Origin of the sequence: Janthinobacterium sp. GMG1, from assembly GCF_034427795.1 — a bacterium.
Taxonomy (GTDB): Bacteria; Pseudomonadota; Gammaproteobacteria; order Burkholderiales; family Burkholderiaceae_D; genus Janthinobacterium.
The window spans coordinates 175,032-199,041 of record NZ_JAXQNT010000003.1 but is presented as its reverse complement, the minus strand read 5'-3'; the positions used below and the strand labels follow the sequence as shown (position 1 = coordinate 199,041).

General features: G+C 62.8%; 22 protein-coding genes and 1 pseudogene. 12 read left to right on the top strand and 11 right to left on the bottom strand.

What is annotated here, in order from left to right:
* Positions 1-138 precede the first annotated feature (138 nt).
* From SJI03_RS09745 to SJI03_RS09720, 6 genes are all read left to right on the top strand, one after another.
* Positions 139-1,527 (top strand): TIGR03013 family XrtA/PEP-CTERM system glycosyltransferase, encoded by a 1,389-nt coding sequence (locus SJI03_RS09745; protein WP_099376891.1) that lies wholly within the window; start codon positions 139-141, stop codon positions 1,525-1,527.
* Entirely contained in the window at positions 1,527-3,575 is a 2,049-nt protein-coding gene (prsK, locus tag SJI03_RS09740; RefSeq protein ID WP_322427019.1) for an XrtA/PEP-CTERM system histidine kinase PrsK, read from the top strand. Before SJI03_RS09745 ends, prsK begins: the two co-directional genes overlap by 1 nt.
* Before the next feature lie 12 nt (positions 3,576-3,587).
* Positions 3,588-4,943: a PEP-CTERM-box response regulator transcription factor gene (gene prsR / locus SJI03_RS09735; RefSeq protein ID WP_322427018.1), complete on the top strand. Its 1,356-nt coding sequence runs from the start codon at positions 3,588-3,590 to the stop codon at positions 4,941-4,943.
* A gap of 106 nt (positions 4,944-5,049) precedes the next feature.
* A complete protein-coding gene (locus tag SJI03_RS09730) occupies positions 5,050-5,493 on the top strand; it encodes a hemerythrin domain-containing protein (RefSeq protein ID WP_099376888.1) in 444 nt (147 codons plus the stop codon).
* A 35-nt stretch (positions 5,494-5,528) separates the two neighbouring features.
* The gene (locus tag SJI03_RS09725) at positions 5,529-6,431 is read left to right on the top strand and encodes a hypothetical protein (protein ID WP_322427017.1); all 903 of its coding nucleotides are present in this window, start codon (positions 5,529-5,531) and stop codon (positions 6,429-6,431) included.
* Between the two features lie 206 nt (positions 6,432-6,637).
* Positions 6,638-7,207, top strand: a complete 570-nt coding sequence (locus SJI03_RS09720) for a DUF1439 domain-containing protein (protein WP_322427016.1) — start codon at positions 6,638-6,640, stop codon at positions 7,205-7,207.
* Position 7,208: 1 nt separating this feature from the next.
* Here the strand turns inward: SJI03_RS09720 and SJI03_RS09715 are convergent, their stop codons facing one another.
* Positions 7,209-7,445 (bottom strand): hypothetical protein, encoded by a 237-nt coding sequence (locus tag SJI03_RS09715; protein ID WP_322427331.1) that lies wholly within the window; start codon positions 7,443-7,445, stop codon positions 7,209-7,211.
* A gap of 241 nt (positions 7,446-7,686) precedes the next feature.
* Here SJI03_RS09715 and SJI03_RS09710 point away from each other — a divergent pair, with 241 nt between their 5' ends.
* On the top strand, positions 7,687-9,720 hold the full coding sequence (locus tag SJI03_RS09710) for a M13 family metallopeptidase (protein WP_322427015.1): 2,034 nt from the start codon (positions 7,687-7,689) through the stop codon (positions 9,718-9,720).
* A gap of 30 nt (positions 9,721-9,750) precedes the next feature.
* Here SJI03_RS09710 and fdx read toward each other — a convergent pair whose 3' ends face one another.
* The 8 genes and pseudogenes from fdx to lpxO form a co-directional block, all read right to left on the bottom strand.
* Entirely contained in the window at positions 9,751-10,083 is a 333-nt protein-coding gene (gene fdx / locus SJI03_RS09705) for an ISC system 2Fe-2S type ferredoxin (protein WP_099376883.1), read from the bottom strand.
* Positions 10,084-10,270: 187 nt separating this feature from the next.
* A pseudogene (locus SJI03_RS09700) lies at positions 10,271-10,411 on the bottom strand (transposase domain-containing protein); the annotation flags it as partial.
* 228 nt (positions 10,412-10,639) lie between these two features.
* Positions 10,640-11,143: a hypothetical protein gene (locus SJI03_RS09695; protein ID WP_099376882.1), complete on the bottom strand. Its 504-nt coding sequence runs from the start codon at positions 11,141-11,143 to the stop codon at positions 10,640-10,642.
* 56 nt (positions 11,144-11,199) lie between these two features.
* Positions 11,200-11,364, bottom strand: coding sequence for an IS66 family insertion sequence element accessory protein TnpB (gene tnpB / locus SJI03_RS09690; protein WP_416208739.1), 165 nt, complete (start codon positions 11,362-11,364; stop codon positions 11,200-11,202).
* Entirely contained in the window at positions 11,361-11,708 is a 348-nt protein-coding gene (locus SJI03_RS09685) for a transposase (protein WP_322427330.1), read from the bottom strand. The genes tnpB and SJI03_RS09685 overlap by 4 nt, the downstream gene beginning before the upstream one ends.
* Positions 11,612-12,244 carry a carbonic anhydrase gene (locus tag SJI03_RS09680; protein WP_034787358.1) on the bottom strand — a complete coding sequence of 211 codons (633 nt, stop codon included), beginning with the start codon at positions 12,242-12,244 and terminating at the stop codon, positions 11,612-11,614. The genes SJI03_RS09685 and SJI03_RS09680 overlap by 97 nt, the downstream gene beginning before the upstream one ends.
* 43 nt (positions 12,245-12,287) lie before the next feature.
* Positions 12,288-12,701, bottom strand: a complete 414-nt coding sequence (locus SJI03_RS09675) for a DUF6331 family protein (protein WP_322427014.1) — start codon at positions 12,699-12,701, stop codon at positions 12,288-12,290.
* 85 nt (positions 12,702-12,786) lie between these two features.
* Positions 12,787-13,686: a lipid A hydroxylase LpxO gene (gene lpxO / locus SJI03_RS09670; protein ID WP_034787360.1), complete on the bottom strand. Its 900-nt coding sequence runs from the start codon at positions 13,684-13,686 to the stop codon at positions 12,787-12,789.
* 141 nt (positions 13,687-13,827) lie between these two features.
* Between lpxO and SJI03_RS09665 the strand changes: the two genes are divergently transcribed.
* The 3 genes from SJI03_RS09665 to SJI03_RS09655 all read left to right on the top strand — a co-directional run bounded on the left by SJI03_RS09665 (position 13,828) and on the right by SJI03_RS09655 (position 16,739).
* Positions 13,828-14,262: a hotdog fold thioesterase gene (locus tag SJI03_RS09665; RefSeq protein ID WP_322427013.1), complete on the top strand. Its 435-nt coding sequence runs from the start codon at positions 13,828-13,830 to the stop codon at positions 14,260-14,262.
* 266 nt (positions 14,263-14,528) lie between these two features.
* The gene (locus SJI03_RS09660; RefSeq protein WP_322427012.1) at positions 14,529-16,109 is read left to right on the top strand and encodes a methyl-accepting chemotaxis protein; all 1,581 of its coding nucleotides are present in this window, start codon (positions 14,529-14,531) and stop codon (positions 16,107-16,109) included.
* Between the two features lie 93 nt (positions 16,110-16,202).
* Entirely contained in the window at positions 16,203-16,739 is a 537-nt protein-coding gene (locus SJI03_RS09655; protein WP_322427011.1) for a hypothetical protein, read from the top strand.
* Positions 16,740-16,839: 100 nt separating this feature from the next.
* On the opposite strand, the gene SJI03_RS09650 is transcribed toward SJI03_RS09655, so the two are convergent.
* A complete protein-coding gene (locus SJI03_RS09650; protein WP_322427010.1) occupies positions 16,840-18,339 on the bottom strand; it encodes an MFS transporter in 1,500 nt (499 codons plus the stop codon).
* A 109-nt stretch (positions 18,340-18,448) separates the two neighbouring features.
* On the opposite strand from SJI03_RS09650, the gene SJI03_RS09645 reads away from it, so the two are divergent.
* Positions 18,449-19,342: a LysR family transcriptional regulator gene (locus SJI03_RS09645; protein ID WP_322427008.1), complete on the top strand. Its 894-nt coding sequence runs from the start codon at positions 18,449-18,451 to the stop codon at positions 19,340-19,342.
* Between the two features lie 117 nt (positions 19,343-19,459).
* On the opposite strand, the gene SJI03_RS09640 is transcribed toward SJI03_RS09645, so the two are convergent.
* A complete protein-coding gene (locus SJI03_RS09640; RefSeq protein WP_322427007.1) occupies positions 19,460-20,941 on the bottom strand; it encodes a serine hydrolase domain-containing protein in 1,482 nt (493 codons plus the stop codon).
* On the opposite strand from SJI03_RS09640, the gene SJI03_RS09635 reads away from it, so the two are divergent.
* The gene (locus SJI03_RS09635) at positions 20,923-23,967 is read left to right on the top strand and encodes a calcium-binding protein (protein WP_322427006.1); all 3,045 of its coding nucleotides are present in this window, start codon (positions 20,923-20,925) and stop codon (positions 23,965-23,967) included. The genes SJI03_RS09640 and SJI03_RS09635 overlap by 19 nt on opposite strands.
* Positions 23,968-24,010 lie beyond the last annotated feature (43 nt).

Genomic DNA, 24,010 nt, shown 5'->3' with positions numbered 1-24,010 from the left:
ATAAATTCTGCCAGTGAAAGATAGCTGGGGCCGTAGCTTGTGGCGCATCAATGTCTTCTTGGAACAGTTGGCCATGATGGCAAGACCGGTAGCAAGCCGCCTTGTGCGCGGCGTGTTGCCTTTGCCGCAGGAGGCCCCATGATCCGCATCTTCAGCCATTACGTCTCGAAAACAGCGTTTATCTTGCTGTTGCTGGAAATCCTGATCCTGCTGCTGTCGGCCACCCTGACGTCCCTGCTGTGGCTGGCTGATGGCAGCCGCCTCGTGCGGGCGGGCGAGGTGTATTTGTCGTCCTCGATCTTTGCGATGGTCATCGTTTTCAGCATGAGCGCGCTGGGCATGTACCAGCACCGCTCGCGCGAAGATATCCGCAACACCTTATTACGCATCCTGCCGTCGTTCGCGCTGGGTTTTGCCGTGCTGAGCGTCTTGATCCGTTTTATCCCTTCCTTGCATTTCGGGCGCGGAAGCGTGCTGATCTTCGGCCTGGGTGCCATCGGCGTGCTGCTGGCGCGCCTGGTGGTGTTCAAATCCTCGCAATCGGCGCTGATGGAAGGCCGGCTGATCCTCGTCGGCGGCGGGGCGCTGGCGCGCGAATGCATGGAGCTTGCGGCCAGCAAGATCGGTTTCCACCAGTTTACGGTGGTGGGCTGCATCGATGTGGCTGGCGAGCGCTGCTGCGTGCCGGCTTCGGCCTTGCTGCCGGCCGAACCGTCGCTGCTGGCCATGGCCCAGCGCCATGCGGCGCATGAGATCGTCGTCTCCGTCAGCGACCGGCGCAATGGCGCGTTTCCTGCCAAGCAACTACTGGAATGCGCGCTGGGCGGCGTCAAGGTGATCGACGCGGCCACGTTTTTCGAGCGCGAAGCGTGCCAGATCCGCATCGATTCCTTGCAACCGAGCTATCTGATCTATGGCGGCGGCTTCGACCAGAGCTTTTTCCGCGCCGCCTCGAAGCGTTTGTTCGACCTGGCGGCCAGCGGCGTCATCTGCCTGGCCGCACTGCCCGTGATGCTGGTGACGGCCCTGTGCATCCGCCTGGAAGACGGCGGCCCCGTGTTCTACCAGCAAGAAAGGGTGGGGCGCGACGGCTTGCCCTTCAATGTGCTGAAATTTCGCAGCATGCGCTGCGACGCGGAGCGCGATGGCAAGCCCATCTGGGCGCTGGACAACGATGCGCGCATCACGCGCGTGGGCAAGCTGATCCGCAAGCTGCGTATCGACGAGCTGCCGCAAATGCTCAATGTGTTTCGCGGCGAAATGAGTTTCGTGGGCCCCCGTCCCGAGCGCGCGTATTTTGTCGAGCAACTGAAGCAGCAGGTGCCGTACTACAACATTCGTCACAGCATCAAGCCAGGCATCACGGGCCTGGCGCAAGTGCGCTATCAATATGGCGCCTCCGTCGACGATGCCGTCAAAAAACTGCAATACGATTTGTATTATGTGAAAAACAATAGCCTGTTCCTTGACTTGCTGATCTTGCTTGACACGGTGCAGGTGGTGCTGTTTGGCAAGGGCAGCCGGTGATGCGGGAGCGGTCGGACTGGCTGGCGGCGGCCGACGCGGCAGCCCTCAGCCATGGCCTGGCGTCGCTGGCCTTCTTCGTGCTGGCGCTGCTGCTCATCAGCAACTGGCGTGCGCGGCAGAACGTGCGCGCCTTGCTGCTTGCCTGTCTGGCGACGGGCGGCTGGGCCACGGGCACGGTGGTGCTGGTGCTGCTGGGCCAGCGCGCCGCGCTGGCCGGCGACGCGCTGGAATTGCTGCGCACCCTGGCCTGGCTGGTGTTTTTGCTGCTGCTGATCGAACCGTCGCGGCCCCGCTTGCGCCTGTTGCTGGCCGGCATCGTTCTCACGGCGCTGGCGCCCTGGCTGTTCTTCATGGCCTCATCCTGGCTGGCGCTGCCTTTACCGGCGCGCATCATCGCCAGTGTCTGCCGTTTGCTGTTGGCCGTGCTGGGCATGTTGCTGGTGGAACAGTGGTACCGCAATACGCCACCGTTGAAACGCTGGGGCATCAAGTTTGCGTGCCTCGGTGTCGGCGGCCTGTTTGCCTACGATTTCTATCTGTACAGCGACGCCTTGCTGTTTCGGGCGGTCAACGATGACATCTGGGCCGCGCGCGGCATCGTCGATGCCTTGTGCGCGCCGCTGCTGGCCATCTCGGCGGCGCGCAATCCGGGCTGGGCGCTGGGCCTGTCCGTCTCGCGCCAGATGCTGTACCGCTCGGCCGCCTTGCTGGGCTCGGCCATCTATTTGCTGGCCATGGCGGCCAGCGCCTATTATTTGCGCTACTTCGGCGGCACCTGGGGATCCTTGATGCAGATGGCTTACCTGGGCGGCGCGGCCCTGCTGCTGGCGGGCGTGCTGTTTTCCGGCAGCCTGCGCGCCAAGCTCAAGGTGACTATCAATAAACATTTTTACAATGCCATCTTCGATTACCGCGAGGAGTGGCTGAGATTTACGCGGGCCTTGTCCGAAGATGGTCCGGCGCTGGGCGAACGCACGATACAGGCCATGGCACAGCTGGTGGAAAGCCGCGCCGGCGCGCTGTGGATCTTGCGCGAGCAGGACCAGTTTGCCCCGGCCGCCAGCTGGAACTGGCCGCCTGGCACGTGGAGCGAGCCGGCGGCCGGCCCCTTGTGCCAGTTCCTGGAAGCAAGGTTATGGGTGATCGACGTGCCCGACTGCGTGCAGAATCCGGGCCAGTATGGCGGCTTGCTGTTGCCGCCGGCGCTGCTGGCGCTGCCCGATGTGTGGCTGCTGGTGCCCCTGATGCTGCATGGCCAGCTGTTCGCCTTTGTCGCGTTGGCGCGGCCCCGCACGCGCATCAGCTTGAACTGGGAAATCCGCGACGTGCTGAAAATTGCCGGCAGCCAGGCCGCCAGCTACCTGGCGCACCGCGAATCGCTCGATACCCTGACGGTGGCGCGCCAGTTCGACTCGTTCAACCGCATGTCCACTTTCATCGTGCACGACCTCAAAAACCTGGTGTTTCAATTATCCCTTTTACTGAGCAATGCGGAAAAGCACCGTGCCAATCCCGCTTTCCAGGAAGACATGCTGGGCACTTTGGACCATTCCGTGCAGAAAATGAAGACCCTGCTGCAGAAACTGGCGCGCGGCGAGGCGCCGGAAGCGTCGGCGCCGCTGCTGCTCGATGGCTTGCTGCGCCAGGCCGTGGCGGCCAAGGCCAGCCTGGCGCCGGCGCCCCGGCTGGAAATCGTCGATGGCGAGCTGACGGTGCTGGCCAACCGCGCGCGCCTGGAACGGGTGCTGGGGCACTTGATACAGAATGCCATCGAGGCGACGGCCAGCGATGGCAAGGTGGCCGTGCGCTTGCGGCGCGTGCAGCACACGGCCGTCGTCGAGCTCGACGATACGGGGCAGGGTATGAGCGAGCAATTCATCCGCGAACGTCTATTTACACCGTTCGACACGACCAAGACGGCGGGCATGGGCATCGGCGTGTTCGAAAGCCGCGAATACCTGCGCGAAGTGGGCGGCAGCCTGGAAGTGCGCAGCGAGCCGCAAGTGGGCACGACGTTTCGCGTGATCCTGCCGCTGCATGCGGCCTAGCAAAGGAGTGCCATGGGCAAGCAAAAACTGCTGGTCATCGAAGACGATCCCGGTCTGCAAAAGCAGTTGCACTGGAGCTTTGACGGTTATGACGTCTTGCTGGCGGGCGAGCGCGAGGCGGCGCTGGCGCTCGTGCGGCGCCACCAGCCGGCCGTGGTGACGATGGACCTGGGCTTGCCGCCCGACCCGGACGGCGCCACGGAAGGCCTGGCCACCTTGCAGCAAATCCTCGCGCTGGCGCCGGACACGAAAGTCATCATCCTGTCGGGCAACCAGGAGCGCGCGCATGCCTTGAAAGCCATCGCGCTGGGCGCCTACGATTTCCACCAGAAGCCGTTCGAGGCCGACATGCTGGGCCTGGTCATCGCCCGCGCGTTCTATTTGTACGCGATGCAGCAGGAAAACCGCCGCATGCTGCAGACGCAGGCGGATTCCCCTTTGGCCGGCATCGTCAGCCGCGATCCCGGCATGCTGAAATTGTGCCGCAACGTGGAAAAAGTGGCGCCCTCATCGGCCAGCGTGATGCTGCTCGGCGATTCTGGCAGCGGCAAGGAACTGATTGCACGCGGCTTGCATGCGCTGTCGAGCCGCCATGCGCAACGCTTTGTTGCCATCAATTGCGCGGCCATCCCCGAAAACCTGCTGGAAAGCGAACTGTTTGGCTACGAGCGGGGGGCCTTTACGGGCGCGGCCCGGCAAACCCTGGGCAAGATCGAACTGGCCCATGGCGGCACTTTCTTTCTCGATGAAATCGGCGACATGCCGATGGCGCTGCAGGCGAAATTGCTGCGCTTCCTGCAGGAACGGGTGATCGAGCGCGTGGGCGGGCGTGCCGAGATCGCCGTCGACGTGCGCATCGTCTGCGCCACGCACCAGGATTTAAAAATGCTGGCGGAACAGGGACGTTTCCGCGAAGATCTGTTTTACCGCCTCAGCGAAATCGTCTTGCGCATTCCACCCTTGCGTGAGCGGGTCGGCGATGGCACCTTGCTGGCGCAGCATTTCAAGAACAAGTTCTGCTCCAGCGAGGGGCGCGGCAACCTGCATTTCAGCGTGGGCGCGCTGCAGCTGATCGAAAGCTATGGCTGGCCCGGCAATGTGCGCGAAGTGGAAAACTGCATCAAGCGGGCCGTCATCATGTGTGACGGTCCGCAAATCGCCGCCGACGACCTGGGCTTGCCTGCCAGCGCCCAGGCGGCGCCCCCGGATGAGCCGCTGAACCTGCGCCAGGCCCGCGAAGGGGCGGAATACAAGGTGATGGTGCGCGCGCTGGCGCGGGCCGACGGCAATATCGCCAGGGCGGCCGAGCTGCTGGGCGTGAGCCGGCCCACCCTGTACGACCTGATGGGCCATCACGGCATCAAGTAGGAAGCCAAACAAGCGAATGTATTAAAAATCAAGATTGTGTAAGGCGTCGCACATACGCTGGCGCCGCCGTGGCGCATCCTTGCCTCATCCACAACAAGGAGGCGCCATGAACGCGATCAGTTTATTGATGCAGGACCATAAGGCCGTGAAGGCTTTGTTTGCCCAGTATGAAGGCTTGAGCGACCGCTCATTTGCCACCAAGAAAAAGCTGGCCGACCAGATCTGCCAGGAATTGACCGTGCACACGCAACTGGAAGAAGAAATCTTCTATCCGGCCGTGCGCCGCCCGATCCACGATGGCGACCTGATGGATGAAGCCGTCGTCGAGCACGCGAGCGCCAAGGAACTCATCGCGCAGATTGCCGCCATGGATCCTGCCGACGACCTGTACGACGCCAAGGTCAAGGTACTGTCCGAGCAGATCGAGCACCACGTCCAGGAAGAAGAGGGCGACATGTTTCCCAAGGTGCGCCATACGGCCGTCGACCTCGACGCGCTGGGCAAGGAAATGGCCGCGCGCAAGGAACAGCTGACGGGCGTGGCCGCCTGAGCGGCTTAAAAAATCAACAACCAAGGGAGTATTCCATGCAAGCTACACAATTGTCCGTGTCGGACCTGAACAATCCGGGCGTGTCCTGGGGCGCTGTGCTGGCGGGCGCTGCCGCTGCGGCCGCCTTGTCCTTCATCCTGCTGATCCTCGGCGTGGGCCTGGGCCTGTCGTCCGTGTCGCCGTGGTCGTTCAATGCGACGGCCATCGGCGTGTCGACCATCGCCTGGCTGGCTTTCATGCAGCTGGCCGCCTCCGGCATCGGCGGCTACATGGCGGGACGCCTGCGCGTGAAATGGAGCTCGATTCACACGGATGAGGTGCATTTCCGCGATACTGCGCACGGCTTGCTGGCCTGGGCCGTGGCCACCCTGATCACCGTGGCCGTGCTGGCCGGCGGCACGCGCGCCGTACTGAGCGGCGCCATCGACGCAGGCAGCGGCGTGGCGGCGGCGGTGTCCCCGGCCGCGGCGGCCGGTGCCGGGGCTGCAGGCACCAAGGCGGGCGAGGGTAGCGGCGCCAATCCGCTTGACTATTTCTCGGACATGCTGCTGCGCGCCGCACCGGCGCCTGAAACGGGCGGCACGGCCGCCGACCTGCGCGTGGAAATCGGCAAGATCTTTGCCACTGGCCTGTCCACGGGCAGCCTGGCCGCCGATGACCGCGCCTACTTGGGCCAGGTCGTGGCCAGCCGCACGGGCTTGACGCAGGCTGAGGCGGAAGCGCGCGTCGACGCCGTCTACGCCCGTGCCGCCAAGGCCGCCGCCGATGCCAAGGCGAAAGCACAGCAAGCGGCCGACACGGCCCGCAAGGCCGGTGCCCACACGGCACTGTGGATGTTCGTCGCCTTGCTGCTGGGCGCTTTCGTGGCCAGCCTGGCGGCAACGTTTGGCGGCCGCCAGCGCGACCATGAAAGAGTGCTGCGCCACGTGACCATTTAAGCCACCCATACAATCAAGGAGTCTGCCATGCGTTCCATCCTCTTGCTGCTGCTGGGTATTCCATTGCCCATCGTCATACTGATCGCCCTGTTCGTGCGCTGACAAGGGCAACACAGGAACCGGCGTCCGCTGCAAGGCGGGCGCCGGTTTTTGCGTGAAAGCGGGCGCATGTGTAATATGGCGCCATCTTTCCACCGAGACTATCCATGACCTTGACTGCCATCCGTCCTTTGCTGAAAACCGCCGCCATCACCGCTTTGGCCTGCACCATGCTGGCCGCGTGTTCCACCCTGATCGGCCCGCGCGACGTGAATGTGTCGCTGAGCAAGATGCAGCAAGGCCTGGAGCGCCGCTTTCCGATCGACAAGCGTGTGCTGTCCGTGCTGGACGTCAAGCTGACCCGTCCGCAATTGTCGCTGCAGCCCGAGCGCGAACGGGTTGCCCTCAGCGTCGATGCCAGTGTCTTGCCGCCATTCATACGCCAGAGCTGGCGCGGCAGCCTGGCCATGTCGGGCCGCCTCGTGCTCGACGCCCAGCGCAATGCCGTCTACCTGAGCGAAGCGAGCGTGGACAAGGTCACCATCGACGGCATGGACGAGTCGCAGCAGCGCCAGTTTGCCAAGGTGGCCAGCTTGGTGGCCGACCAGCTCATGCATGAAACGCCCATCTACACCTTCAAGCCTGACGAATTGCACTACGCGGGCGTGCAATTCGTGCCCACCCAGATCAGGACCACGGGCAATGGGCTGACGGTGACGTTCGAGCCGGTGAAGTAGGCTAGGCCTTCAATGCAGGCGAGCTGATTTGCGTCGCCGTGTTATTGCGCGGCGTCGCTTCTTCGTGGAACAGGTCCGCCAAATACTCGCACAGTGCATCGTTTTGAATATCGTCGGGAATAATGAAATCGGCGGGCCGGCGCTTGCCTTCGGTACCGAGATAGAATGCGCGCCATACTCCCTGATTTCCCCGGATGGCGATCAGCGTGCCGAAAATATTGAATCTGAATTCCTGCATCAAACTTCTCCAGGCAAAGCGCCAGTCCAATAGATATGGCGCGGGGGGGATATGGCTATTGCTAAATAGTAACATTTGCTGATCATCGGCACGGGCTCGAGGCGTGCTTCAACGCCCAACGGATCACTGGACTTGTTTAACGGACATTGTTTCCCCGCAGGTACGCGGACTATAATCCAGCCTCTCATGCCTGGACAAGCATGTTCCCCAACATGAAGTGAAAACAATTAAAGGAATCTTCGTGAAACGTTCGCTGATCAGCGCCGCCTGCTGCGCCTTGCTCGCCTTCTCCTCGCCGTCGCTGTACGCCCAGCCAGCACCAGTCTCCGGCATCGACCTGAAAACCCTGGACCCCGCGGTCAGCCCCCGGGATGACTTCTACGGCTACGTCAACGGCGTCTGGACCCGCAACACGGAAATCCCGGCCGATAAATCCGTCTGGGGCACCTACATCGAATTGCGCGAAATCGCCCAAGGCCAGTTGCGCGGCCTGATCGATGCGACCCTGAAAAATCCCGGCAAGCCGGGTAGCGAGGCGCACAAGATTGCCGACCTGTACACGAGTTTCATGAACGACAAGGCGCGCAATGCGGCCGGCTTCAAGCCCCTGCGCGCCGAGCTGGCCCGCGTCGCCGCCGTGAAAGACAAGAAAGACTTGCCGGCGTTGCTGGCCTATCTGCAAGGCAATGGCGTCGCGACGCCGTTTTCCGCCTATGTGGCGCCCGATGCGCAAGACCCGGAGCAGTACACGGTCAACATCAGCCAGTCCGGCCTGGGCTTGCCTGACCGCGATTACTACCTGAAGGAAGACGACGCCAAGCTGCAAGCCGTGCGCGCCAAATACCTCAAGCATATCGAAACCATGCTGGCCATGAGCGGCGACAAGGCTGCGGCCGCACACGCGGCGCAGATCCTCGACATCGAAACGCGCCTGGCGGCCGTGCAGTGGACGCGCGTGCAGATGCGCGACCCCGTCAAATCGTACAACCGCGTCGATTTCGATAAATTCGCGGCACTGGCGCCGGCCTTCGACTGGAACGCCTACTTTACCGCCGCCGGCCTGGCGCCAAAGGCTACTTCTGCCGTCGTGCGCCAGCCCAGCTTCATGACGGGCTTTGCCGAGACCGTGGCTGCCGTGCCGCTGGAATCGTGGAAGAGCTATCTGAACTGGCGCATCATCGAAAGCTATGCCTCGTTCCTGGATAACGCCACGGTCAAGGAGCGCTTCGCCTTCGACGGCACGGTGCTGCGCGGCGTGCCGCAAAGCGAACCGCAGTGGCAGCTGGCACTGCGCTTCACGGATGGCGCCATCAGCGACGCCGTCGGCAAGCGCTACGTGGAAATGTATTTGCCGCCGGAAACCCGGCCCCGCGTGATGGCCATGTTCGACAATTTCGTCGCCTCGTTCAAGGATGGCATCGAGCAGCTCGACTGGATGGGCCCGGAAACCAAGAAGGAAGCCCAGCTCAAGCTGGCCGCGTTGAAGCCGAAGATCGCCTATCCCGATACCTGGCGCGACTACAGCAGCATGCAGACGCAGCCGAACGACCTGATCGCCAACGTGCGTGCCGCGCGCGCTTGGAGCCGCCAGCAAAACCTGGCCAAGCTGGGCAAGCCGGTCGACCGCGACGAATGGTCGATGACGCCGCAAACCGTCAACGCCAGCTACAGCCCGTCGCTCAACGCCATCACGATCCCGGCCGCCATTTTGCAGCCGCCATTCTTCAACGTGAAAGCGGAAGATGCCGTCAATTACGGCTTGCTGGGCATCACCTTCGGCCATGAAATCAGCCATGCCTTCGACGATTCCGGCAGTCAATATGATGCCAAGGGCCGCTTGCGCAACTGGTGGACGGCAGAGGACCGCACGGCCTTCAAGGCGCTGGCCGCCGGGCTCGTCAAGCAGTATGGCGCTTACAGCCCCGTGCCTGGCTACCACATCAATGGCGAGCTGACCCTGGGTGAAAACATCGGCGACAACTCCGGCCTGTCGATCACCTACAAGGCCTACCAGCGTTCGCTGGGCGGCAAGCCGTCGCCCGTCATCGATGGCTTGACGGGCGAACAGCGCCTGTACATCGGTTTTGCGCAGAAGTGGCGCGCGAAATTGCGTCCCGAAGCGGCCATCGCGCAGATCAAGAGCGATCCGCATTCGCCGGGCGAATTCCGCGCCAAGGGCACGGTCAAGAACCAGCCCGGCTTCTACGAGGCGTTCGGCATCAAGCCGGGCGACCCGATGTACTTGCCGCCCGAGCAGCGCGTGATCATGTGGTAATCAGGTAGGGCAGGCAGCCGCGCCGGGGGATTATTCCTTGGCGTGGTTGAGCGTGTACCTGGGCAGTTCGAGCGTCAGGTCTGTGTTTGACACGCGGGCCTGGCACGACAGGCGCGAGTGGGGCTGCAAGCCCCAGGCCTGGTCGAGCATGTCTTCCTCATTGTCGCCCAGTTCATTGAGCGAGTCGAAACCCTGCACCACGACCACATGGCAGGTGGAACAGGCACCTACCTGGCCGCAGGCGTGTTCTATATCTATTTTGTTGCGCTGCAATGCATCGCAAATGCTCATGTTCTGCGGCGCGTCAAACACGGCGCCTTCCGGCGCCAGCTCGGGATGGGGCAGGACGGTGATTTTTGGCATGCGGGATTCTCCTTGATGTCGCTTGAATACCGCTACCTTGAACCTTCCCGCCTTGATAAGGTCAAGCGCAACTTGCGCCTGAACGAGGGCTTGCTGCGCTTACATCGTAAGCGTCGGGTCAGCGCCGTATTGAATGCCATGGCAAATTGATCGATGATGCGATCGCACCGCTGGGAAGCGGCGTATCTTAAAGAGCTGCTGACATGTTGCTGTTCCAGGGTAAGAACTCATCGACCCGGTTGACGGGATGATCGGCGATATGCTTCAGCACGTGACGCAACCAGGCTTCGGGGTCGACACCCTTCAGTCTGGCCGTGCCGGTCATGGTTCTGCGTGGCGATGGCCAACTTGCCGGCCCCAACTGCGCTCATGCCAGGATTCTGAAGCGCGATGTGGGGTAGAGGGAAAACGGAAAAAATTGGGCGCTAAACCTCATAACTTATCCCTGAATACCGCAGTGTCCGATATTTGTGTTCGTCAACCAAGGTGTTCTGAAGCCCAGACGTAATCTCTTTTCAGATTGATGCATCTCCAGTCGGCCCAAGTGCTCAGGCGACTATAACGGGATGGCCCGTAATTCGCCCGTGCGCCCCATTTCAATGATACGTTTGAGTGTCACGCGCTTGAACACCGGCCTGCATTGACCGCAGTAGAAATCTTTGATGCCCACTTTTCCCGAGATCGACTGCGGACGCACGACGCCGCTGAAGATGAGCACTTGCAAAGCTTCGCGGTCGGGCGCTCCTTTCACAGGATTGGTGGCCAGGCCGCTGGAGTACTCGGCGGTGAAGGTCAGCACTTTTTTCTTCGAATCGTATGTCATCTCTTTGATGGTGGCTCTGACTGGTTCGGAGGTGCCGATGGCGACAGCGACATGGCCTATCGTTTCCGCTACGCGTTGGTAAAGCACGATGTCGTATCCGGAGACAAAATGTGGATCGTCAGCGCCTTCGGTCTGCATATTCGAGTAGTAGCCAATCAAGCGCGCCGGCACGGACTCTACAGCGTGCGCCGTCGGCAGGAGACATGCGGCGATCAGAAAGGCGGCGAAAAATTTCATATTAATGTCCCGTAGTTGACCAGTGCGGTTTATCGGCATTTCCGCCAACGTATTTTTTAACGCCATAAGTCAACCCAACTGCTTTGAGCTGTAAGCTCATGCGTTGTTGGATCTTCGGCGAGCGCCGTCTGCGCCTTCGCCGCCAGACCGTTCATGCCGGCGCGCATGTCGGTCAAGCCGGCGGCCAGCCATATCTTCGTGCCTGCTGACAAACCGATCATGGCAGCCGCCGTGCCAGCAACAGCGTCAGCGTGGCCGCCAGCGGTGGCCAGTTGACTTGGCGCGCAGCAAGCGTCTCGTCGCCGAAGCGCTTGCGCCAACTGAACAGCTGATTGGTGTTGATCTTCAGATCGCGGGCAAGCAGCGAAACGGATGCCCTATCAACCTGAGTACGCGCCACAGCGGCACTCTTGAATTCATCGCTGTGCTGGCGATACGGGGGAAGACGGTGGTGGGCCGACCCTTGCCTTACATCTTCGACGCCGGATGTTCCGCCAGCGGGACAAACTGGCCGGTAGCCTCGTCGAGCGCATCGAGCGAGCCATTTTCGATGTCGTAGACCCAGCCATGCAGGGTCAGGCGTTTTTGCGTGATGCCCAGCGCCACCGAGGGGTGGGTGCGGATGTTGTTGAGTTGCGCCACGACATTGGCGCGTACCATGCCGTCGATGCGGTCCTGTTCCGTCGCATGCTCGATCGATTCATTGATCATGCGTGCCGCATCCGCGTGCCGCAGCCAGTTCTTGACCGCCGGCATGTGATCGAGACAGGTGCAGGTGGCGATGGCCTTCATCGCGCCGCAATCGGAGTGGCCGCAAATGACGATGTCCGTCACATTCAGGGCGGCCACGGCAAATTCGACGGACGCGCTTACGCCGCCCGGTTCCGGGCCAAACGAAGGCACGATGTTGCCCGCGTTGCGGATCACGAACAGTTCGCCAGGTTCACGCTGCGTCACCAGTTCCGGCACCATGCGGCTGTCGGAGCAGGAAATGAACAGGGCTTTCGGCGTCTGTCCTGTCGCCAGTGTCTTGAACAGCTCTCGGCGTTCAGGAAAGACTTCCTTCTGGAAACGTAGAAATCCGGCAATGATGTCGCGCATAAATAAAAGAAAAGAGTGATGTGAGCCCGTATTATCGCCGATGTCAGCGCGGCTGGCTTGCCGGCTGGCCCGTTTCAGGGGCCGCCGTGCAGCGCTCGAGATGCTCGAGCAATTGCAGGAACACGCGTTTATCTGTAATGTGATTCATCGTGTTGCTCATGAAGACGTCGCTGGCGGCCGCTGCCACGGCACTGCGGGCTTGCGCGCAGGCGGCATGCAGTGGCGCGCGGTCAAGCTCAAGCAGCGCCGTATCGATACTTTCGCACGTGAAATCGAAGGCATCGATGCCGCAACAGCCGGCGTCGCAATGGGTTTCCAGGCGGCAGATCAGCGGCCACAGCCCGTCCAGCAGGGCATCGATGTCGATGGCCTGGTCATAGCGGCCGTCAATGCTGATGAACTCGATCCACGTCTCATCGCCGATCTGGATATCGTACTTGCGGTCACGTTCGGTCATTTTTCAACATTCTCCTCGTCAGTGGCACCGCATTATAAAAAAAACCGCCCGAAGGCGGTTTTTATCAACGATGTGATGCCGGCGTCTAGATAAAGTAGATCAGCGCGATGATGCCGACCACCAGCGCCACGCGGGTGACCTGGTAGGCCGTCTTGTTCCACGCCTTGAAGCGGCGGCGGTACTGGCCCATGGTCCAGGAAATCTGGAACAGCTTGCTCACGCCGCCGACCTGGTCGCCCAGCTCGTTCGGCGAGGCGGCGGCCGTCATCAGAGTGCGGCCCAGCCAGCGGTTCAAGCCTTGCGCCCAGCGGTAGCGCATCGGGCGTTCGATGTCGCAGAACAGGATGATGCGGTCGCTGTCGGCATCGTTGCGGGCCCAATGGATATACGTTTCATCGAACATCACGGCCTGGCCATCGCGCCAGCTGTGGCGCTCGCCGTCGACGTCGATGAAGCAGCGGTCGTCATTCGGCGTTTGCAAGCCCAGATGGTAGCGCAGGGAGCCGGCGAACGGGTCGCGGTGCGGGTTGAGCTTGCCGCCTTGCGGCAGTTCCGCGAACATGGCCGCCTTGATCGACGGAATCGATTGCAGCAGCGCATAGGTTTGCGGGCACATCTGCTGCGCCGACGGGTGGTTCGCGTCATACCATTTCAGGTAGAAACGTTTCCAGCCATATTTGAAGAAGGAATTGAAGCCCACGTCATTGTTCTTTTCGGCGGCCTTGATCTTTTTCATTTCCTGCATGCGCAGCGCTTCATCGCGGATGATCTGCCAGTTCTGCTGCAGCGGCGCCAGTTCCGGAAATTGATCGACGGAAAGATATGGCGTGGCCGGCACCTTGGAAAAGGTGTGCATGAACAGGTTCAACGGCGCCATGAACGAGGAGTGATCGAAGATCTGGCGGCGGAACGGCAGGCGCACCTTGCCACGAAAATGAATATGTAAAACAGAAAACACAAAAATGCCCAGCAAGGCCCACTTCATACACAACCTCGTTTTTTAAGAATGGGGCAATTATAACCAGTTAATGCCATCGCCACCCCGGGCCACGGTGAAGGAACGATGAAGCGGCGCGCGCTGGCGCTCTGTCCTACAATAGCTTATTTCATCACTGAAGGGGCAACAATGGAAATCTGGCACGCACCGCTCGACCTGGCCACCCTCAACGCCGCCAGTGTAGGCACGGCCATGCGCCACCTGGGCATCGCATTCACGGCTTTCGGCCCCGACTGGATCGAGGCGACCATGCCCGTCGACCACCGCACCATGCAGCCTTTTAAACTGCTGCATGGCGGCGCTTCCGTCTTGTTGGCCGAAACCCTGGGCAGCATGGCCGCGAATGCCTGCCTCGATTCCAGCCGCCAAGTGAGCGTGGGCCAGGAAATCAACGCCAACCACCTGCGCGGCGTGCGCGGCGGCCAGGTGACGGGGCGCGCCACGCCGATCCACCGGGGCCGCACCAGCCAGGTCTGGGAAATCCGCATCACCGACGACGACGGCAAATTATGCTGCATTTCGCGCATCACCATGGCCGTCATCGATACCCCTGGCAACAGTTAATTGTCTTTTTTGATATGCGTCAAGGCACTAAAAGTGGACACGTGGAATCATCCATAACGCTGTTCGCTTATAATTCAGTGTGCTGTTGTATGGCGTAGGGATAATTCCCGCACGCCAGCATTGCCCGAAATTAGAAGCTGACTGCCCAAAAAACGCCAGTTAGAGACCCATCCTGCGCCATGCAGGAAAGGCAACACGACGGCGAGCAGATCGCTGGTTCTAGCGGAACCGGCAACAATCAACTTTATTACAGGGCAATAACAACAATGATGTCATTCAATCGTTTGACGATAGGCGCGCGCCTGAGCGCAGGCTTCGGGCTGCTGGTGGTACTGATGCTGGTGCTGGCGGCCTTCGCGCTGCTGCGTATCGGCGCCATCTCCGGCGCCATGGACGCGCAAGAAAGAGTCCAGCTGGAAAAACTCGAACCGCTGTACGTGGCGCGCGAAGCGCTCGACCAGACGGGCCTGGCCGCCCGCAACGCGTATATCTTCCATGACCAGGCTGCCGCCGAGAAAGAGTTGGCCATCCTCGACAGCCAGAAAGCGCTGTACCTGGAAGCGCTGGCGCTCCTGGCGCCGCAGTTCGCCGGCGATGCGCAATTCGAGAAAGTCAGCACGGGCCTGAAAACCATGGCGCAGGAATTGCAGCGTCCGCGCCAGTTCCGCGCCACGGGGCAGATGGAACAGTACGGCACCTTCCTCGTCGAGGAGTGCAGCCCCCTGCGACGCCAGATCGTCGCCGATATCGATACGGTGCTGAAAAACGTGCAGCGCGAATCGGAGCAGGCCAGCGTGGCCGCGCGCGCCATTTACGGCCAGTCGCTGCGCTGGATCGGCGTGCTGGCTGCCCTCAGCGTGCTCATTTGCATTGCGGTCGCCACCGTCATCACGCGCGGCCTGCTGCGTCAGCTGGGCGGCGAACCGGCGTATGCGGCCACGATCGCCGGGCGCATCGCGCTCGGTGAACTGGCCATCGACGTGCACACGCGCCAGGGCGACGACAGCAGTTTATTGTTCGCGATCAAGACCATGCGCGACAACCTGGCCACCATCGTCGGCAAGGTGCGCCACGGAACGGAAAGCATCGCCACGGCCTCGACCGAGATCGCCACGGGCAACCGCGACCTGTCGCAGCGCACGGAGCAGCAGGCCGGCTCGCTGGAAGAAGTGGCCTCATCGATGGAAGAACTGATTTCCACCGTGCGCCAGAATGCGGACAACGCGCAACAGGCGAACCATCTGGCGCGCGAAGCGTCGAAGGTGTCGGAGCAGGGCGGCAAGGCGGTGGCCGAGGTGGTGCACACCATGGGCCTGATCAATGCTTCGTCGAACAAGATCGTCGACATCATCGGCGTGATCGACAGCATTGCTTTCCAGACGAATATTTTGGCATTGAACGCGGCCGTGGAAGCGGCGCGCGCTGGCGAGCAGGGACGCGGTTTCGCCGTCGTCGCCACGGAAGTGCGCAACCTGGCGCAACGTTCAAGCGCCGCCGCGCGCGAAATCAAGCTGCTGATCGACGATTCCGTCAGCAAGGTGGGCACGGGAACCTTGCTCGTCGAGCAGGCAGGCGTCACCATGCACGACGTGGTGGCCGGCATCGGTAGGGTGACGGGCATCATGTCCGAGATCAGCCACGCCACGCAGGAGCAGGGTGCCGGCATCGAGCAAGTCAACCGCGCCATCGTCGACATGGACAGGGTGACCCAGCAAAACGCGGCCCTCGTCGAGCAGGCGGCGGCCGCCGCGCACGAATTGCAACAGCAGGCGGCGCAGCTGGAACAGGAAGTGGGCATTTTTAAACTGGCCAAGCCGGCCAGCGGACCGCTGCGCCTGGCGGCCTGACGCGGGAGCACGGCAGCGCCGCGCACCACCAGCCATGCGCCAAGCGTCGTATTCCGCGCTACAATGAGAGCTGGATCACCGCCAGGACTTCTCATGCAAGTGCGCAGCAGCCATGATCTATCCAACCCGGACGACGACAAACCGGCGCCGCCCGTGCTGCAGCTGGCCCTTGCCGGTCTCGGCTGGGGTCTGCTCACCTGCATGCTGTGCTTTGCCATCCTGTTTATCACCAAATGGCTGCTGCCGCCCGAATACTGGGGCGCACACACGGGCTTGTCCAAGTTCAAGCGCGAAATGTCGCTGCCCCTGCTGGTGTTCTGGGTCGTCATCTATTCTCCCATCCTGGAAACCTTCCTCGGCCAGCTGCTGCCGCTGGAAATCCTCCGGCGCCTGGGCGCCAGCCGCCAGCTGAGCATTTTTATCGGCGCCATCCTGTGGGCCGTCGTGCATTTCATCAGCGGCGGCTTGCTGCACGCCATCGTCGCGCTGGGGTCCGGCGCCATGTTCAGCTTTGTCTACCTGCGCTACCGCGGCCCCAGTGTGGCCGTGGCCTATGCAACGACGGCGTTCGCGCGCGCCTGCAACAATATCGCCATCCTCGTTGCGGTGTTTTACGGCCTGGACGCCTAAAGCACCGTCCAAAACCTACTGCGCGTCGGTATAGGCGGCCTGCGATGCTCACCGTACTCTAGTACGGTTGCGCTTCTCGACCACCTCTACCTTCCGCTCGCTACGGTTTTGTCAGGCGCTTTTCTTTCTTCCTGAGCAGATACGGCACCAGCGCCGCCAGCGCCACGGCCAGCACCGCCAGGCCGAGCAGTAGCTGGCGGAAGGCCGCGTCATAGCTGGCGCGCAGCAGCGCTTCCTTGCCGCCCAGCAGCTGTGCCGCCTGCTCGATATCGCCGAGCGCGGCGCGGCTGGCGGCCGCCAGCACGGGCAAGTCGCCGGGCAGCAGCCGCGCCAGACCGGTGCCGATCAGGCTGGCCAGCACGGCGCCTGCCAAGGCCAGCGCCACCCCGTCGGCGCTGACGCGCACGGTATTGAAGATGCCCGTCGCCATGCCGGCCCGCTCCGTTTCCACCACGCTCAAGGCCATGCCATCCATCAAGCCCCACGGCAAGCCTATGCCCACGCCGATCAGCAGCAGGGGGCCGGCCAGCGCTGCGGTGCCGCCATGGCCCAGCACCTGCGCCAGCCAGGCCAGTCCCGCCGCAGCCAGCAGCAGTCCCGCCGCACTCAGGGCGCCTGCACCGATCCAGCGCGACAGCAGCGCCGCCAGCATGGGCACGAGCAGCAGCGGCGCGGCCAGGGCGATCATCAGGCGTCCCGCCGCCAGCGCGGACATGTTGTCGATGCCGATGAAGCGCCCCGGCAGCATGACGATGAGCACGATGAACAGGAAGGCGGGCGAGGCGGCCAACACTTGCACGGCGACAAAGCGGCGCTGACGGAACAGCGACAAATCCAGCAGCGGGTGCGCCGTTCGGCGCTCGATGGCGCCAAAGGCAACGAACAGCAGGACGGACGCGGCGACGGACAGCAGCACGGCGCCGTTGCGCCAGCCGTGCTCGGGCGCCAGCAGCATGCCCAGGGTCAACAGGCCCAGCGCGGCGCTGAAGCTGATGGCGCCGGGCCAGTCCAGCCGGCCCTTGCCGCGCGGGGGATCGGTGGGCACGCTGCACCATACCAGCAGCATGCCGATGGCGCCCAGCGCGGCCGTGGCATAAAAGATGGCGGGCCAGCGGGCCAGCGCCAGTATGGCTCCGGCCGCCAGCGGACCGAAGGCCAGGCCCAGGCCGAACGTCGTGCCCAGCACGCTCATCACGCGGTTGCGCGCCGCGCCGTGGAACAAAGGCGCCAGCGACGACATGGCGGCGGCGAACGCGGCCGCGCCGCCGAGACCTTGCACGAAGCGCAGCACGGCGATCCATGCCACCGATGGCGCGTGGGCGATGGCCAGGGTCGCCACGCAAAACAGCGCCAGCCCTGCCAGCCAGACGCGGCGCCGTCCCAGCACGTCCGTCAGGCTGCCGGCCACCATCATGGCGCTGCCATAGCTGAGGATATACGCATTGATGACCCAGTTCAGGGCGGCGGCGCTGCCGTGCAGTTCGGCGCCCAGGGCGGGCAGAGCCACGGCCGGGCCCGTGAAGCACAGGGGAATCAGCAAGCCCGTCAGGCAAGCGGCCAGCACTTGCAGGGGGAGTGAAAGACGTGAGGAAGAGGGCATGGGTGTCGGCTCTGAAAGAAAGAGGGGCGAGTATGGCCTGCCAGTCATTGAAGAAAAATGGGCTAAACTGATCAACATATCGGACATAAATGTCGTGAATGGAGCGCAAATGGATAGCTTGGGTGGCATCGCCATGTTCGTGCAGGTGGCCGACAGCGGCAGTTTTTCGGCGACGGGCCGGCTGCTGGGACTGTCCTCGTCGGCCGTCGGCAAGAGCGTGGCGCGCATGGAGGCGCGGCTGGGCGCGCGCCTGTTCCAGCGCAGCACGCGGCACCTGGCGCTGACGGCGGAAGGGGAAAAATTCCTGCAGCGCTGCAAGCGCATCCTGGCGGAAGTGGAAGCGGCCGAGCGCGAGCTGGGCGAAGCGTCCGGCGCACCCAGCGGCCGCCTGCGCATCAGCCTGCCACGCTACAGCGGTCTGTTCGAGCCGGCTATCGGCGCCTTCATGCAAGCCTATCCCGCCATCGAACTCGACCTTGATTTTTCCGACGCCATGGTCAATATCGTCAGCGACGGCTTTGACGCTGCCGTGCGCACGGGCGAGCTTGCCGATTCGGGCTTGATGCGGCGCAAACTCTGTACGTTCCGCCGCCTGCTGGTGGCGTCGCCCGCTTATCTGGCGCGCCACGGCAGGCCCGCCGATGGCGCCGCGCTGCTGCAACACGCGCGCCTCGACTACCGCTTTCCCGCCACGGGCCGACTGGAACAGTGGCCGCTGATGGACGAGGTAACCCAGCCGGTGCCCGGCATGGTTTGCAACAGCGTGGAAATGCGCGTCTTCCTGGCCGTGCAGGGGCAGGGCATCGCCTACCTGCCCGCATTTGCCGTGCAGCGCGAGCTGGCGGCAGGGCAACTGGTCTCGCTGCTGGACGCGCATACGCAGGCGCGCACGGCATTCTGGCTGCTGTGGCCGGCCAGCCGCCACCTGCCGCCGCGCCTGCGCGTGTTCATCGATTTCCTGGTGCAGCAGTTACAGGATCAAACTTTTGGCGCCTTGCCATGACGGCGGACGATTCCCTGACGCCATTGCAGTTGCATGTGGCCGGCGCTACCGTGCGCGCCGCGCCCGGCAAATAAGCGCCACCTCGCCAAACTTTGAAGCCTGCGTATTGCTGGCGGCCTACTCCACGCTTTCCAGGGATGCCACCGTGTCGAAGATATGCGCCAGCGCGCTTTCCATGGCGCCGGCGGTCGCGTCGCCGCTCTGGTTGGTGATGATGAAGACCCCCAGCTGGTATTTGGGAACGACCCAGGCGTAGCTTTGCGCACGCGGCACGCCGCCATGGTGTACATAATGCGTGCCCAACTGCCGATTGTTGCCGATATTCCAGAAGTAGCCAATGCTGAAATCGTCCTGGAAGCGCACCAGCGGCTGGTGCGATTCGATGACCGCGGGATGGGCGCTCAATTGCAGGCGCAGGTATTTCGCCATGTCCGGCAAGGTCGACTTCAGGTTGCCGGCCGCTCCCCAAGGCAGTTGCGGCATCGGTGTTGTCACGACGGGATTGTCGCTGTGGTAGCCGGGCGCCAGCCGGCCGGCATCCGTGGCTGCGATCCTGAGCCTGGTATCGTGCATGTCCGCTTCGCGCGCGACGAATTGCGTGAGCAGGACTTCATAGGGCATGCCGTAGATTGTTTCGAGCGTGTGCGCAATGAGTTCGGTGCCAGCGCTTGAATAGGCGTAGTCCTTGCCTAGCGGACCTGTGATGCTGACTGTGTGCAAGTCCTGCCAGAATTGCTGTTGTCCGTAGCTGGCGTAGGCCGCATTGAGCTTTGCCGGCGTGGCGTGTGCAGTGAAATCCTTCAGTATGGTGTTCACCTGCAATGGCAGCATGCCCGGCATGGTGCTGGTGTGCGAGATCAAATGGCGCAAGCGCACTGGCTGCCCCTGCGACTGCAGGTTCGGGTAGGCGGCCGGCAGGTACTTTTGGATGGGATCGTCGAGCGCCGCCTTCCCATCGAGCACAGCGTTCGCCAGCAGCAGGCCGGCAAAAGTCTTGCTGACCGAGCCGATTTCATACAGCGTTGTATCGTTCGGCGGATTGGCTTTGCCGGTCTCCAGCTCGCCTTGATGCAGCATGAATTCCTCGCCGCGATAAACGACGGCAATCGAGGTCGCATGCAGCAATGTTGACTGCAGCAGGGTGGTCGCGGTCTGGCGCATGGCCGCGGGAATGTCATGCGCAGGTGCCGTGGCTGCCGGCTTGCAAGCTGCCAGCGCGAGTGTCATTACAGTGATGCTTGCGGCGAGTTTGGTCATCATGCGCACCATACAGGGGGGAGGGGCATTCTCGCACAATGGATGCAGCGGCGACAGAAAAAACTTGGCAAAAGTTTCTCTTCTTTCCTCCATGCAGTGTGACATTTGCATGACAAATAACAGTGGCTGTCCCGTTTGACCGTCATTAAGGCGTGCATGCGAGGCGACGCTCAACCGCGCGCCGTCCATGCGCCGAAAGTGCCGGACCGTTGAAGGTGCACGCTGAACGGCAGGTGGATGCGGCCGGGACTTTTGCTTTGCATGCCGGCTTGCGCCGACATATTCACTCTTGGTTTTGACGTTTAACGACAGGAAACTGCAACATGACTGAAAAATTTGCATCGCAAACTTCCACCTCCGCAGGCGATGGCGTTGCCGCCAGCGAGGCATACCTGAACAGTGCCGCTGCCGCGGCCCTGCAGCGCTTCACCGGCACGCCGAACGCCGATGTGCTCAGTGGCACCACGGGCGCCGACGTGCTCGAAGGCCTGGCTGGCGACGATACGTATTACGTCAACAACAGCGGCGACGTGATCGTCGAGCTGGCCAATGGCGGCAACGACAAGGTGTATACCAGCGTCAATTACCAAGTGGCCGAGAACGTGGAGAGCGTGTACCTGACCGCCGCCGGGCTGACCGTGACGGGCAGCGCCAATACCAATAATGTGTTTCACGTCGACACGGCCGGTGGCAACAGGATAGATGGCGGCGGCACGGGCAATTCGGTCGCTTACATCGGTTCCAGCGCAGGCGTGACGGCGACGCTGCTGGGCGCGAATGACCCACTGGCGGCGCCAGCGGGCAGCGACATCCTGGTCAACCTGATGAGCATCGGCGGCAGCAAGTTCGACGATGTCCTCACCGGCAACGAACTCAAGAACGCCCTCGTAGGCGGCTTTGGCAACGATACCTTACGCGGTGGCAAGGGCGATGATCTGCTGGCCGGCATGCAGGGGGACGATACCTATATCTTTGCCCGCGGCGACGGCGCCGACGCCATCACCGAGGTGGTGGAGGGGGGCAGCCACAATGTCGTCTCCTTCCTGGCCGGCGTCAGCGCCGACCAATTGTGGTTTCGCCAGGTAGGCGTGAACCTGGAAGTGAGCACCATCGGCACGAGCGACAAGATCACCGTCAATGGCTGGTACAGCGCAGGCAGCGCGCCCCGCATCCAGGCATTCCGCACGGCCGATGGCCGCGTGCTGCTGGGCAGCGACGTGTCCAATCTGGTGCAGGCGATGGCCGCGCTGCAGCCGCCACCGGCTGGCCAGCTGACTTTGCCTGTCTACGCAGCCACCGTCCTGGCTCCCGTGCTGGCGCAGAACTGGCGCACGGAAGGACCGAATCAGCCCGGCAACGGCGTCTTCACTGGCACGGCGAATCCGGACATCATCAAGGGCACGGCGGGCGCCGATGTGATGGCGGGCCTGGCCGGCGACGATATTTATTACGTCAACCATGGCAACGACGTGGTGACCGAACAGCCGGGCGGCGGCCGCGACACTGTCTACACGACGGTCAGCTACACCATGGGCGCCAACATCGAAGAGGTGCACCTGGCCGCCGCGGACGTGGGTGTGACAGGTAACGGCAGCGGCAACGTCTTTCACGTCGACGTTGCCGGCGGCAACTTGTTGTATGGCATCGGCAGCAATAATTCGGCCACTTATGCGGGTGCCAAGGCAGGCGCCACGGCGACCATCGTTCCCGTCGTCGGCAGTAGCGCGCTCTTGCCTGGCAGCGATGTGCTGGTCAATATTTCCAGCGTGACAGGCAGTGCCTACGACGACGTGCTGATCGGCAACGAACTGGCCAACACCCTGTCTGGCGGCCTCGGCAACGATACCTTGCAAGGCGGCAAGGGCGACGATGTGCTGACCGGCGGCCTGGGCGACGATACCTATGTCTTTGCGCGCGGCGACGGCGCCGACGTCATCATCGAAGCGTCCGCCGACGCCAATTACGACGCCATCGCTTTCCTGGCCGGCGTCAACATCGACCAGCTGTGGTTTCGCCAGGTGGGCGCGGACCTGGAAGTGAGCACCATCGGCACCACGGACAAGATCACCATCCGCGCCTGGAACAAGGCTGCGCCGAACATCGAGGAATTCCGCACGGCCGCCGGCCACGTCATGCGCGGCGCCGATGTGCAACTGCTGGTGCAGGCGATGGCGACCCTGGCGCCACCGCCGCTGGGCCAGCTGACCTTGCCGGCAGGCACCGCCGCCGCCCTGGCGCCCGTGTTGTCCCAGGCCTGGCACTTCAACGGTCCCACGCAGTTGACGGAGCAAACCTTTGTCGGCACGGAAAATGCCGACCTCATCAAGGGCACGGCCGGCGCCGACCTGATGGAAGGCCTGGGCGGCGACGACACCTATCACGTCAACCACAGTGGCGACTTCATCGTCGAACGGGGCAATGGCGGCAGCGACACCGTGTTTACCACGGTCAACTACACGGTGGCCGACAACGTCGAGAATGTGCGCCTCGGCGCCCCTGGCCTGACGGTGACGGGCAGCGCCTTCACCAACAACATCTTTTTCGTCACTACCCCCGGCGGCAATGTGCTCGACGGCGGTGGTGCGGGCAACACGCTCAATTACGTCAATGCAAGCGCTGGCGCGACGGTTGCCTTCGCACCCGTGGGCACGGCCCTGGCGGCGCGTCCTGGCGTGGATGTGGTGGCCAATTTCATCGCGGTTGTCGGCAGCAAGTTCGACGACGTGTTGATCGGCAATGAACTGAAGAACACCCTGCTGGGCGTGCTGGGCAACGATATCTTGCAAGGCGGCAAGGGCGACGACATCCTGGCTGGTGTGCTGGGCAACGACACCTATATCTTTGCCCGCGGCGACGGTGCCGACTTGATCAACGAGGCCAACGAGGCAGGTAGCCGCGACGTGGTCTCCTTTTTGGCAGGCGTCAGCGCCGAGCAGCTGTGGTTCCGCCAGGTGGGCACGGCCCTGGAAGTGAGCACCATCGGCACCACGGACAAGATCACCGTCACTGGCTGGTACGAGAGCGCGGAGCGGCGCATCGAGGAATTCCGCATGGCCGATGGCCGGGTCTTGCTGGGCAGCCAGGTGCAAAACCTGGTGCAGGCGATGGCCAGCCTGACGCCGCCGCCAGCCGGCCAGCTCACTCTGCCTGCCGGCACGGCCGCCATCCTGGCGCCGGTGCTGGCGCAGAACTGGCGTTCCGCTCAGCCATTCAGTGCCGCCAGCCAGGGCGGCTTCAGCGGCTGGCAAGCGGATGCCGCGCAGCTGGTGCAAGCGATGGCCGGCTTTGCCGTGCCGGCGGCCGCATCGGCGCCATGGTCAGGCCACGGCAATCCGTCGACGCAACTCCAGCTGGCGGCGGCGCATTAAACCGTTGAGCAACTAGATCCACCCTCACGCAGCCGGGCCGGGG